10 protein-coding genes are annotated in these 13366 nt (G+C 52.2%); all 10 read right to left on the reverse strand.

Features of this window, described 5'->3' with window-relative positions; translation table 11 throughout:
• The coding region (locus CHH75_RS05875; RefSeq protein ID WP_176475478.1) for an NHL repeat-containing protein at window positions 1-1245 on the reverse strand (1245 nt) is incomplete at its 3' end.
• Between the two features lie 17 nt (window positions 1246-1262).
• Window positions 1263-3716, reverse strand: coding sequence for a FecR domain-containing protein (locus CHH75_RS05880; protein ID WP_095265614.1), 2454 nt, complete (start codon window positions 3714-3716; stop codon window positions 1263-1265).
• 60 nt (window positions 3717-3776) lie between these two features.
• Entirely contained in the window at window positions 3777-4298 is a 522-nt protein-coding gene (locus CHH75_RS05885; protein ID WP_095397702.1) for a phage tail protein, read from the reverse strand.
• A gap of 48 nt (window positions 4299-4346) precedes the next feature.
• Entirely contained in the window at window positions 4347-4880 is a 534-nt protein-coding gene (locus CHH75_RS05890) for a phage tail protein (protein ID WP_230875854.1), read from the reverse strand.
• Between the two features lie 19 nt (window positions 4881-4899).
• Window positions 4900-5400, reverse strand: a complete 501-nt coding sequence (locus CHH75_RS05895; RefSeq protein ID WP_095265617.1) for a phage tail protein — start codon at window positions 5398-5400, stop codon at window positions 4900-4902.
• 13 nt (window positions 5401-5413) lie between these two features.
• Window positions 5414-5929, reverse strand: a complete 516-nt coding sequence (locus CHH75_RS05900; RefSeq protein WP_095397703.1) for a GNAT family N-acetyltransferase — start codon at window positions 5927-5929, stop codon at window positions 5414-5416.
• Between the two features lie 81 nt (window positions 5930-6010).
• Window positions 6011-10942, reverse strand: coding sequence for an S-layer homology domain-containing protein (locus tag CHH75_RS05905; RefSeq protein WP_095397704.1), 4932 nt, complete (start codon window positions 10940-10942; stop codon window positions 6011-6013).
• Between the two features lie 47 nt (window positions 10943-10989).
• Window positions 10990-11628 carry a response regulator transcription factor gene (locus CHH75_RS05910; RefSeq protein ID WP_095397705.1) on the reverse strand — a complete coding sequence of 213 codons (639 nt, stop codon included), beginning with the start codon at window positions 11626-11628 and terminating at the stop codon, window positions 10990-10992.
• On the reverse strand, window positions 11621-12970 hold the full coding sequence (locus CHH75_RS05915; RefSeq protein WP_176475479.1) for a sensor histidine kinase: 1350 nt from the start codon (window positions 12968-12970) through the stop codon (window positions 11621-11623). The genes CHH75_RS05910 and CHH75_RS05915 overlap by 8 nt, the downstream gene beginning before the upstream one ends.
• A gap of 209 nt (window positions 12971-13179) precedes the next feature.
• The gene (locus tag CHH75_RS25205) at window positions 13180-13308 is read right to left on the reverse strand and encodes a hypothetical protein (protein ID WP_255222974.1); all 129 of its coding nucleotides are present in this window, start codon (window positions 13306-13308) and stop codon (window positions 13180-13182) included.
• Window positions 13309-13366: the final 58 nt, after the last annotated feature.

Genomic DNA, 13366 nt, shown 5'->3' on the forward strand with positions numbered 1-13366 from the left:
CACAATCTCCTTCTGATTATGGAGCACGCGAATATCCCCGCTGCCGGCCTCCCAGCCACTTGGCAGCTCATAGAACGATACCTTGCGGATCTTATTGTTCAACGTATCGGCAATATAGAGATTGCCATCCCGATCTAGCGCAATGTCTGATGGCCTATATAATGCAGCCTGCTTTTCATATCCATTCGCACTCCCGTATTCCCCCGCGCTGCCAACGGCGGTGGTTACAAGCCCGTCCTTCAAATAGCGGATGGCGTGGTTCAGACTGTCTGCAATATAGAGTCCTCCGCCTTCATCAACTGCAAGACCGTACGGACTGAAGAACCTTGCTTCTTCCGCCGCGCCGTCGCGATATGCGCCTGAAACGTACATTTGTCCGGCCAGCAGCTCTCCGCCGCCTGCCACGGTAGTCACGATGTCCGTATGAAAATCGATGTATCGAATGCGTTGGTTGCCCGTATCACTCACATACAGATTGCCCTTGCTGTCGAGCGCCAGCCCGGAAGGCTCGTTAAACAGCGCCTCGGCAAGCGGGCCATCCCGATAATCTCCTGTCGCTTCGACAACGCCGTCGAACACTTCAACGATCCGCTCTGATAACGCATTGAGTGTCGTGACATTCCCGGCAGGGTCAACCTTACGGATGGCATGGTTCAGGGTATCGGCAACATAGACATTGCCCGCGGCATCAACCGCCACGTCGGACGGCGTGTGAAAAGAGGCCTCGCTCCCCTTCCCGTCCGCATCTCCCAGAACACCATTGCCCGCAATCGTTGTCACGTTGCCGTCAGGCGAAATTTTTCGAACAGCATGATTTCCCTGATCAGCAACATACACATTGCCCTTCCCATCCGATGCGAGGCCTATAGGACTTGAGAAGTAGCTTACCCCCGCCGCACCATCAGCATAAGCGCCCAACGGAAGGCGGTCTTCACCGGTCAGAACGGAGACCTCTGTTCCGGCATAAACGGCTGTATGGCCGTTCCGAACCGCACGAATCCGATGATTCTCTGTATCGGACACCAATAACGATCCGTCTGCCAGCACCAGAATCGCGCCGGGATGGCGGAACGCGGCTTCCGCCGCATTCCCGTTCCATTCGTTGTACTCCCCGCTGCCTGCAACATCCATCGTTTCAATCAGTGGTCTGCCCTCCGAATAAATCGCTCCATGAGCAGGAACAACCATTCCCAGGAACATAGCCGTCGTCAGCCCCCACATACTAATCGACTTCATCAATTTCATAATGAACTCCTTATTTATCATGGATTAAGTTCGTCCTCTTCGTTCGTCAGCATAACCTCGATTCCGTATCCGTTCTGCTTGAAGAAGCTCAAGCGGAAGATGTTAAGGATCGTGCTGGCCGACGGATCTACAATGGTGAACGGGATGATGACGAATCTGTCCTCAGCATGGAACGCAGCCCCTTGACTTGCTTCGAATATATACTCCATGAAGTCCACATCCTGGTAATACATCCCCTCATGGATGTACACGGATTCTGTTACCGTTGCCGGATCGAACTTATGAGGATTATAGTAGCGTACGTTATCGCCGATCAGCGGCTTTAGGCCACGGCCGTATTCGAATTCGAGCTCAGCCCTGTAAAACTCGGAATCTCCGGTGAACCGGTCAAGCGCGATGACCGCATTGAATTGTGTAGGAGAGACCTGCTCGATGAAGAAATACGCATAGCCGGGCAGTTCATGGAACGAAGACACCTCGATTACTTTGACACCCTCGCTTCCAGCTTGCTTCTCTGTGCCTTCGAAAACCGCCGTATACTTATGTGTGAAATCTGAGATCGGCTCCTCGATCAGCACATGAAAGACAACGCTCCCGTCCGCATTCAGCTCCTTGACTTCAAGCTCCCTGTCCCCCTCATACAGTGTAACCGTCCCCACAGCCGGGACTTGACCGTGCTTCGGAGATACTTGAACGGTAAACGGGATCGTCTCGCCAACGAGCGCTACTCGATGCGGTGCCGAAATGTCCAGGGTGGTTTCATCCTGCATGACGGTAATGGCAACAGGGAATGAAGTGTTGGACTGCGTCCGCGATGTCGCAGCTGTTACCGCTTCGATTTGACGGGCACCCACATTTAGCGTGAAGCTCTGCTCCGGTGTAATGACAGCCGAAGCTTCGCCATTCATTGTGGTCGCCGTGGCTAATACCTGTTTGGAACTCCGGTCCTGAAAAACAATATTCGTGCCATCTGGAACCGGCATGTTGGTTGACGTAATCACAGCATGGGCACTCACGACGAAGGATTGACCCGCATAAATCTCATACGTATCAACATCCATCGTTGTGGACGTTGCAAGTGGAGGCGGAACGGAAGGGCCCTGGCCAGGTGCGCCCCCGCTCCCCGGTCCTGCAGGTGCTGACGGTGCGGGCGTTACCGGTGGCGGCGATACTGGCGGTGTCGGTGTCTGTCGTGACACACGTTCTTCCTGCTGCCGCTTTTGCTGCTCAGCCTGCTGGACTCTCTGTTCCAGGCTGGCTCTTTGCTGCTCGCTTAACGTGGCCAAATATTTCTCCTGCGCCTCTTTCGCTTTTTGTTCTTGGGCCTCCTGATTGCGTCTGTTGATTTCTTCCTGCTTCTGCTTGATTTGCTCAAGGATCTGCTGCTGTTGCGCAATCTGCTGTTCGCGCAGACTCTCCTGAGCAGCGGCTTTCTCCTGTTGCCTTGCCTTCACTTCGTCCAGTTGTCTCTGGCGTTCCGCTACGCGATCTGAATCCAGCCCCACAGATGGATCAATAGGCGGAACAGGCCTATACACTTCGAAGTCAGAAAGAGAAGATGAATTTCTCAGAATATCTTCAATCTGCTGCTGGGATACTTTCCCCAGATCCTGAGCATTATTAATGATCCCTTGAATCAGGCGATCAAGGTTATCCCTAAATCGTTCCAGATCCGGGTCAAAGTCGGTCCCGTTCCCCACGTCTGAAGGGTTCTGCGCACCCTCTGTTATTGACTCCAGCATTTGTCTGTTTTCTTCTTGTATTTTGCTTAGTGAGGCAAGTATCTCCTCAACCACCTTGCTGGGAACAGAACTCATATACAAACCTAAGTCCACCGGGGTATAACCCGGAAGCGAACTAGCCATTTGTTCGACCTGCTGTGCAGGATACAGGACAATCCCGCCTAGATCGGGCGTTATTGGACTACCAGGAGCCCGGGAAGGCGGCGTGACGGCAACTCGTCCCGACAGAACAGCTACGTTGGAAATCCCTGTAATCGGATCAATGAAGACGGTGAAATTCGTTCCCCGCACGTTCATGTCCGATGTTGGCGTCTCCACCTGATAGGAGCTTCCTTCTCGATCCAGCGTCTGAACGCTGTTGAACATAGATCCCGACCATGTATGTATAGCGGTTTCCATATCGCCAGCATCGCTTACTCTTAACTTGGACAACGTTCCATTCCAATGCTCACCAAGCGTAATTTCATCCTCACGCCCAGCAACATTCAGCGTCAGGCTCGCGCCACCCTCAACACGAATCCGGTCCCCTTCATGAAAGGTCATTCCCTGATATACGCGAATCTCTTTGCTGCCCCCGGCCTTCTTTACATACACAGCCCCGACAACATCTTTAGCCAGTGCGTAGTGGCCGGAGGCACCGAAAGCTGTTCCTGCGAAATGGCCTAGCATAATGGTGAATATCATCAATAATGACAATCCGGATAACGCCAGTTGCTTCAATGCTTTCAATTTTATCTCCTCCTTAATCCTGAATCTCAACACCCCACCCCCTCACAAGAACTGCTTCGCTTATGGCCTTATAGGATGGATCCCTTGCAGCGCGATAATGTAATTCACCGTAACAAAAGGCTGTCTATTCTCATGAGGGGCATTGCCTCCATTTGGAGAAACCGCCTGCGGGCTCATAGATACCAGATTGGCGTCCGGATCCGCATAAGCCTCCGTTTGTCCCCGTGGAACGGATGCCCACACCGCCCCCTCAGGAGAGATCGTACTTCCCAATACAGCGACTTGAACAGCATGCTCATGCCTAGGCATTTGCTCTGGAAGCAAAGTAACCGTACTGGCCCCGCTCATCTCTCCCAAGATCCGTGGGGTAAGCCCCGGTCCGGCACCCGCATGCATCGCTGCTCTTCCTTGCAGATTAGGCAAGGCGAAGGTGTTAAAACCATCGCCACCGTATCGTGTACCCAGGATAGTGTACAGGGCGCGATGCTGAGCTACAGACAACAATTGTCCATTACAGAAAGCCCATCCCTTGGGCTCAAACCTCCCTGCAAAAATTCTAATCTCCCCAATAAACGGATCCATGTATCTTCTTCCTCCTTTTCCTCTCCCTGTCGTGACAACATCAGCTTCCTAGTCTCTTGATGGAAATATACCTTGTACGGCTATGCAATAATTTAGCGCGGTATAAGGCTGCATATTGGAATGAGCCTGCCCTTGACCTGCATTTGCAATCGCCTCAGTACTCATCTGTGTATTATTCGCGGATCCATATAGATGCTGCGTTTCATTGGCAGCCCATATCCTCCCATCCGCCTGCCTGTTATTCGCCCAGCTTGAAGAGGCCCTGACCGCATGATGATGCTGCGGCATTTCAGCCACAGTCAGAGCATGAGCTTCTTCTCCGCCCGTAACCCCCACAGCTCCCTGGCCGCCATGAACGGCTACTCTCCCTTGCAGATTAGGAAGAGCAAAGTTGGTCATCCCATTCCCTCCATAAGAAGGACCTATAAGGGCATACAAAGCTTGATATTGGTGAACCTGTAACAGCTGTCCATTACATGGAAGCCAGCCGTTCGGCACTTTACCGAAAGCAAATAATCTGATCTCCCCAATAAAAGGTTCCGCCATGATTTCTTCCTCCTCTTGTGTGGTTATTTCAACCATTCGCTCATTTCTAGTCTAGTTATGGATATATCCCCTCTGTCGCAATCATAAAGTGAACAGCCAGTGTAGGCATCATATTATTGTGAGGCTGGTTTCCTCCAGCCGACTCAAGCGCTCCTTGAACCATCGTCCCGCTAACCTCACCTTGAGCATATTGAGGGATACCCGCGGCCCACACATGCCCGGTTGGACTTGCTTCTGTTCCTGGTGTGGAGGCTGCATTCACGATATGGGTATGTGGAGGCAAATGATTAACCGTTAAGCTCGCAACTTCGCTGCCCCCTTTTTGTCCTAAAGCATAGTGGGTGCCCGCACTAGAAGTCCCGTAATGAATAGGCACTCTCCCTCTTAGGTCCGGCAATCCAAAAGTCGTCAGGCCATCCCCGCCGTATGTCGTGCCCAGCAGCGAAAAAAGCAGTTCGTAATCTTGAATATGCAAAAGCCGCCCGTCACATAATTCCCACCCCACCGGAGCAAAATCCCCTGCAAACATACGTATTTCTCCTATATATTGATCCATATGTATCCCCCCATTACGATTTGGATTTCACCTGGATTGACGGTACCCAGTGCATGCTGATATAGGCTTCATGCTCTAATACCTTCTCAAAACCGAGTTTCACATACCACTTGTAAGCCCTCATATTGTGTGATTGAACACTCAGGCCGAGCGGCATTCTTCTCACCCTGGCTTCATGCTGTAATTTGACAACGACACTCGTCCCAATTCCGAGCCCTTGGAAATCCGGATGAATGATAAGATCGATCAACCGCAGTTCCCTGTCACCGCATACCGTTACCAGTTTGCCAACCGGCTGGCCTCTATAGTGGATCATTCTCCCTACCAGATTCGGATATTGCCACTGATAGGAGCGGCATTGAAAATCATACTGCATTCTCAGAAAGGTCTTCTTCTCCTGCTCCGTCCAGTTCCATAACGCCATCTCCGGCTCCCTGGATTTCTCATACAATAGATAGAAGAATTCTTCCTGCTCCAACCTGGCATGAACCGGCTTTAATGATACCCATCTGTGGATCGTTGTCTCCATATAGCCCTCCTTGCATAAAAAGAGTGTCGAACAGCTTAAAGACTTGCTGTCATAAAAACGTTCGACACTCTGTCTCTGACTTTACCAGGCAATGGTCATGCGAAGCCGGTCAAACATGACTGCAAGGTGAGCTCGGGTCAGAGATTCACCCGGCGGAATCTGAAAAGGCTCCCCTTCCATCCATCCCAGCTTCAGACCCAGAGCCAGTGCATTGCGAGACCATAACTTAACCTCCGATGCATAGGAATAATCCTGCAGTATGCGCTCCACTTCCTGTTCAGACAAGTCAACATCGCTTCCCGCAATAGACAAGGCGCGTGCGAGAATAACGCTGGCCTCCGCCAGGCTGATGTCCTGCCGGGGCTTAAACGTATGGTCCCCGTAACCCTGGACCAGTCCAAGCTCGGACGCAGCCTGCAGTGCAGACGCATACCATACGTTATCCGCCACATCGTCATACACGGTTTCCTGACGGTCCGTCCATAACCCCAATCCTCTTGCCAGAATGGCCGTGTATTCCGCTCGATTCACAGGATCGTCCGGAGCAAAATGTTTATCATCTCTCCCGTTCAGAATGAGCTGCGAAGCCAGCCGCTCCACTGCCTCCTGTGCCCAGTGTCCATCCATATCCTGGAATGACACTCCAGCCGTCTGAATAATGGCTATGTTGCCAGGCCGCATGCTCGTCACACGAAGATAGCGTCCATCCCCATTCTCCATTACCTTGGTAGGGAGCGGCAGCAGAGAACCATCCTCCAGAATGAGAACCGCCACAGCGGAACCATCCCCCGTGTAAGGAACAGAAATGAGCCCCGGAACATGCCCGGAAAATCGGTTGATCGAATATGTCTGCTCATCGTGAACAAGGTACATCTGCAGGTTCAGGACAGGGTTCACAATAGTCGAGCCTGTCTGACGAGCAGCATTCTGTACCCTTCTTTGCGCCTCTGCAGAGCCCTGCTCGACTTTCAGTACCAGCTTGACCTCCTGCTCTTGCAGCCCGTGCAGCTTCTTCACTCCGTTCAGATCAAGAGACTGAACAGGCAACCGATACACTGCTCCTGCGGTGACAACCTCCAGATCCAGCTTGTTGCTGCTTAACTGATTAAAGTGCGTCTTCGGCAGCTCCGTCTGCAGCGTATCAGCCTGACCCGTAAGGACCAACCGCAACGCATTCTCCAGCTTATCCAGCCCTTCCAGCGGAAGACGGTCTTCGAAAGTGACCCGGGTAACTTGCTGTCCGTTGATCACTACGTTCTGCGCCTGAACTGCTTCTGTCACCACGCCCTCGACATGCACCCGCACCCCTTCCTCATTCTGTCCGGGAGGAGGAGAAGGATTAGGCGATGGTCCTGGTGAAGGAGACGGTGTTGGACCCGGAACGGGCCCCGGATTTGGTCCAGGGTTTGGTCCTGGGTTCGGCCCGGGATTCGGTCCTGGACCTGGCCCTGGGTTCGGCTCCGGCACATACGGAGCAATATGAATCTCTACCGTCGCCTCTTCAGAGTACAGTTCACCGTCATACGCCCGGTATGTAAAAGTAACTGTACCGTGCTCCCCGCTGTCAGAGACATATTCAAAGCTGCCCGTCTGCGAATCAAAGCTTCTGATCTCGCCTTGATCTGGCTGCTTCACGATCTCAAAGCTCAGGTCATCCTGATCATTATCCACATCCGTCGCCCGCAGTTGACCTTCAAGGACACGGCCTGCGACCGTGTTGAAGCTCATCTTCTCGGCTACAGGTGCGTCATTGACCGGATCGACCTGGATGCTGATCGTCGCGAAAGTTCCGGCGTCTTCGTACTCGTTACCTGCCGTCCATGTCAGAGCGGCTGCTCCGTACCAGTCGGCGTCCGGCTCGAATACCAATCCTTTCGATTCGATCTCCGTCCACAGAATGCGATCACCTGCTGTTACACGCTGATGATCGAACCATAGCTCGCCGTTATCCGGCAGCGTACGGATATGAATCACGTATGGTTCGGTCCGATCCTCATTCTGATGTGCAAAATCTGCCCTGCTGAATGACAGCGGTGTATCTTCCATGCCGGATACGGTGCTGGACAAAGGCACGGGCACGGATTGGTAGATGAGACTGTCCGAAATCACCTGTGTATTCTCGTTTCCTGCCTCATCCTTGATTTGAATATAGATCGTCTTCTGCTGATTTCCATCGTTCGGAAACGTCCATGGCTTCACGATCTCAACCGGTCCTGTGCCGACCGGATATTCGGACCATTCATTGTCTGGACTGTCCCATGAAGCCAGGTCGTCGCTCAATCGTACAGACAGCTTGGAGGAGCCTCCGGTGTCCTCCGCCTGAATGGTAACAGACACCGCCAACAACGCAGAATATGCTGCTCCATCATTTAGGGTCACAACAGCTGTCGGCGCTGTTTTGTCGATCGTAAACCGGACCGTTGTCACATTGCCCGCACGGTCTGTCACCGTCAGCTTATGGCTGCCTTCGCCGCTCACCGTCGATCCGCTTGTGAATGCAGCCCCGTCCAGCCACGCCTCGACGGCATCGGATACGTCATACGTAATCACTTTATCCGCGTTATATAAGAAGCCGTCGCTGACGCCTTGCACCCATGGCGCTGTAGTGTCGATCGTGAACTGCAACCTCGTTTCGTTGCCCGCCTGATCCTTCACAATCAGCTCATAACTGCCTTCGCTGCTGACTGCCGTTCCGCTAGCGATCCGGCTCCCGTTCAAGGTCGCTTCGACCGCATCGGCCTCGTCATACGTAATGATCTTATCCGCGTTGTAATAGTAACCGTCCTCTACGCCCTTTACCCAAGGGGCTGTTTTGTCGATCCCAAAGTGCAGTCTTGTTTCATTGCCCGCACGGTCGGTTACGATCAACTCGTGATCGCCTTCATCACTCACCGTCGCGCCGCTGGAGAAAGACCGGCCATTCAACGTCGCTTCTGCCGCGTCAGCCGTGTCATACGTAATGACCCGATCGGTATTGTACAAGCCCCCGTCATCCACTCCGCTTACCCATGGCGCTGTTTTGTCGATGACAAAACGCACCGTTGTTTCATTGCCTGCATCGTCCCGAACGACCAGCTCGTAGCTGTCTTCGTCCCGTACGACGGTGCCGCTTGCAAAGGGATGACCGTTTAACACGGCGGTTCCTTTGTCAAACGTGATCGTGACATCCGTGTTGGAATGACTCCCGTCGGTTATGCCCGTGACGACCGGCAAGGTACGGTCCAGCTCAACGCTTGCGCTAAGGTCGGTCTCGTTATGCAAGCCGTCCCGCAGCTTGAGATACACGGTCTTCGGTCCATCCGTATCCTCGGCAAGCCTCCACACCCTGGACGCTGAGAAAGGCTCCCACGCATTCGCTGCCCATGTATTCGCATCGTTCGAGAGCTGCATTTCCATATTGCCAATACCAGCGCCATCATCGGCTGTTAATGTAAGCAATACCTGCGGGTCGTTGGTGTGCGTCCCCCCGCTGTTAATTGTGATGCTGCCGGTAGGCGCTGTCTGATCCAGCGCAATGCTGCTGTTGATCACGCGCTCATGACCCAGCTGATCCTTCAGCTTCATATACACCGTCTTGGCGCCATCGCCGGATGGCAGTGTCCAGGATGCCGTAGAGGAGAATGGCTCCGCTGCGCTCCAGGTCTGGCCATCATTAGACAGCTGCATCTCAATCCCGCCGATCCCGGCGCCATCATCGGCCGACAGCGTTAAGGTGACGGCTACGTCGCTCGTGTAGCGCTCGCCCCCGTTAATGACGACGCTTCCCGTAGGCGCCGTACGATCGACCACCACCGTATTGCTGGTGATTGTATCACTGAGATTGCCCGCTTTATCTTTCAGCCACATGTATACTTGCTGATCGCCATCCGCCGGATCGAATGTCCAGCTGGCTGTATTGGAGAATGGCACCCATGCTCCGCTTGCACAGATATTGTCCGAATGTGAGAAGCACATCTGATCGAGATGGTCATCAATTCCCGTAACAGCCAGGCTCACCGTGGAAGCACCGATATAATCGGTTCCTCCGATCGTCCTTCCCGGCGCGATGCGCACATCTCCCGTCGGGCTAGTCGTATCCAGAATGACCTCTTCGGAATATATCCCCGACAATGCGCCGTGGCTATCCCGGTACTGAACCATGATCCTCTTCACGCCATCTCCGCCCGGAACACTCCAGCGCTTCGTCTCCTGGAATAGCTCCCATTGATCCAGGTTCTGGCCCTCGTTATATACATTCATCTCAATCGGGTCCTGTTCCGGGTCCGAAGCGGACAATCTTAAATCCACTTCCGCTGCATGGGTATACCCATTGCCTTCGACTGACAGCGAACCCGTAGGAGGCGCGTTGACACCGTAGGTGATGACTAATTGCGGGCGATTCTCCGGCGTTCCATCTAGTTTAGAATAAAAGTACACTCTTCTTTCATGACTTGGAGCTGAACCCGGCTCAGGCCCTTCCGCCCCTCGGATCATAAAAGTCGCGGCCGGAGCTCCTCCGGACTGCAAACGATCCTGCACATAACTTGAAACATCAAAGTCGTAAACAACACGTGCCTGGCTTGTAACCGGGAAATGCCCAGTAATGGTTACATCCTGGCTCGGTATAGTTGGCGGACTGCTCCATCCGCTTTCGTTCGAGCCATAAATCTCGAAATAAGGATTATTAACCGGAGAGCTGGCACTTTCCTGAGTCAACCTCAGTTCGATCTTCTCAATCGTTCTGCGAGCATCGATACCGCTCAGATCGAATTGAAGCACGCTTAGCGAAACAATGGGGTCCCCACCCTCATACTCGTACCCTGCGATATTGATCGATTTGCCTAGGACCGTTCCCATATCCGGCTCATAGAATGATGGGTTTGGGTTCACACCCCAGTATTCGATCGTCCTGCTTTGCGCGACAACGATGCTTTGCGTCCTATTGGGGTTGGCGTCAGCTGTCCTTTCATATGCCGGGTATACCAGCATACAGGTCAATAGAAAAACTAGCGCAACCGATATATATCGCCTCATACTCTAACCTCCTTGATCCGGACTCATGCCGGCGCATATCGCAATCATTACCCTTCATCCTCGTTCAAAAGTCCCCATTTATCGCATTTATCAGCCAATTCCCTGCTTGATCGGCTCCAGTTGAATTTCTTCAAAATGCGGCCCACATGCTTTTTGACGGCGGCCAGGCTGACCTGCAATTGTTCTGCGATTTGCAGCTGCGTCTTGCCTTCGACCATCAGGCTCAGCAGTTCGCGGTCCCCTTTATTGAGCAAACTTCTCTTCTTCTCATATACAAGCTTCCTTAACCGGCTGCCGTATTTCGAAGTCGGATTGCTCATCGCCTCGTAGATCGTCTCGGGCAGCTTCTCGAAGTCGTATTTATACAAGTAGTCGTAGGCCCCGTTCATGAACGCTTCGTTAAAAATCTCATCATTATCATCCAATGTGCTAAGCATGATCACCTTCACATCAGGGTACTGAGTAGTAATATCCAGCGTGGCATCCACGCCGGTCAACTCGGTATCATCTAGAAGGATATCCATCACCACAACATCCGCAGGCTGATCCTGGAGCACGGAGAAACAAGCCTCAATTGAAGCCGCACAGGCATATAAATCGATTCGCTCATGCGCCTGAAAAAAGTGGCTGATTCCTTCCCTCCACTCAGGATCATCTTCCACATACAGAACTCGAATTTTACTCATTGTTTTCGCTACCCTTTTTATATTGGAATGTTAGCATAACGGTGGTTCCCGCGTTCGGAGCACTCTTAACCTCTGCTTTGCCTCGATGGGCTCCCATGACCTTCTTCACCTGATACATGCCCAGCCCGAAATGCTTGCCGCTCCGATGCTTGGTCGAGTAGAACGGTTCAAATATGTTCTGCAGCTGCAAGCTGTTCATCCCCTGACCCGTGTCACGGATGATCACCTTGGCTTTATTCCGCCCGACTTCAAGCCCGACTTGAAGCGTCCCTCTCTCCTTCATCGCCTCAACCGCGTTGTTGCATATGTTCTGAAGACATTCCATCACGAGCATTCGGTCGATGAACAGCGTGATTGGCGCATAATGCTTGACAACTTGGATATCCGGATAAGCACCCAGCGGCTCCAGCACTTCATCAAGAATGTCCGCGAGATTGGCATATTCCTTCCTCGGTTCAATCTTGCTGCTCACAACATGGGAGATGGTTGACATCGTGGCAATCATCGCTTCGTGCGTTTTTAACAGATTATCAACATGGGTGTCGATCTGGGCATAGTCTCCGTTCTGTACATTTTTGCGAATGTTCAGCGCATTCAGCTTGATTTTGCCGATAGCGTTTTTCAGAGAATGATGAATCAGTCCGGTGCCCACATGCACGGTGTGCATGGACTTTCTTGTAACCCCGAGAAATGCGTCGCGAAAATACAAAAACGCTACGGCCAGCAAGCCTGCAATCGAGACATAGGGAATCATCGACAGAAGTTGGTCGCTAAAAGGGGCAACAGAAAAGTGGTACATATTCAAAATGGCGACTGGAATAAGGAAGATAAGCGCAATGGAAGTATGAATGAGTCGTTGTTTGTCATCCTGTTCCCGGACAATGAATCGCACGGCCAGGTAGACGGTCACCACCAAGTAAACCAGCCCCCACAATGCGACAAAACCGGTGTTCACTCGGTTCTCCAGCAGATCGGTTTGGAAGATTAACGTTATCCATATAGGTAGGCTAAGGGAGAGGAAGAGCCATCGTTGCTGTTGCACCACGCCATTGTACAGGAAGTAGAATACCGCGATGACGTAATAGGGAATGGTATTGACAGCAAGATTCAGCAGAGAGGTAAGCAGCAGCGAAGGTATAATGATAATCGAACTCATCTGCTGTTCGACCACGTATGGCAGCCACCCTTTCTCCAACACGACCTGAAGTCCTACAAGGCCTCCGCACATCATAAGCACAGATGCCCATAAGACAAGACGATTGGCTTTGTATTTCAACATAAAATAGGCGCCAACCGACGTTAAACTGAAGAAGAGAAACAGGAATTCAGCATAAAAGAACATGTAGACCCACCTTTGATCTAAATCGATGTTAAGCCAAGTATACATGTTCTAGTCCTTTCTTAGTAGACACATTCCTAAAGATGAACAACGGTGAGACCAAGTGCATAACGTGAGAATATCATGGATGCTCGGGGCCCGGTAAGTGGACACTTTTATGTCTACCTATACCTGTATACTTTGGTCTGTTGCGACTGATTCCTTATCGTATCTCAAGCTTTGTGCTTGCTTCGAGCGATTGGAGCAGGCGGGCCCGTCCGCTCTACCTCGGAAAGCGAGTCGACGATCCGTTCAACAGCTTCCCGATCCTTGGGTTGATCCTCAAGCAGCATCAATTTCATCACTCCGCACGCTCACTCCCCTTTCCTCCAATCCTCTTCTTATATCTACAGCCCAAAT

Source organism: Paenibacillus sp. 7541 (assembly GCF_002276395.1).
GTDB lineage: Bacteria > Bacillota > Bacilli > Paenibacillales > Paenibacillaceae > Paenibacillus_AQ > Paenibacillus_AQ campinasensis.

Coding starts and splice junctions, on each gene's coding strand:
- CHH75_RS05885 (WP_095397702.1), bottom strand. CDS start 4,298: ATGGATCCGTTTATTGGGGAGATTAGAATTTTTGCAGGGAGGTTTGAG.
- CHH75_RS05890 (WP_230875854.1), bottom strand. CDS start 4,880: ATGGTTGAAATAACCACACAAGAGGAGGAAGAAATCATGGCGGAACCT.
- CHH75_RS05895 (WP_095265617.1), bottom strand. CDS start 5,400: ATGGATCAATATATAGGAGAAATACGTATGTTTGCAGGGGATTTTGCT.
- CHH75_RS05900 (WP_095397703.1), bottom strand. CDS start 5,929: ATGGAGACAACGATCCACAGATGGGTATCATTAAAGCCGGTTCATGCC.
- CHH75_RS05905 (WP_095397704.1), bottom strand. CDS start 10,942: ATGAGGCGATATATATCGGTTGCGCTAGTTTTTCTATTGACCTGTATG.
- CHH75_RS05910 (WP_095397705.1), bottom strand. CDS start 11,628: ATGAGTAAAATTCGAGTTCTGTATGTGGAAGATGATCCTGAGTGGAGG.
- CHH75_RS05915 (WP_176475479.1), bottom strand. CDS start 12,970: ATGTTCTTTTATGCTGAATTCCTGTTTCTCTTCTTCAGTTTAACGTCG.
- CHH75_RS25205 (WP_255222974.1), bottom strand. CDS start 13,308: ATGAAATTGATGCTGCTTGAGGATCAACCCAAGGATCGGGAAGCTGTT.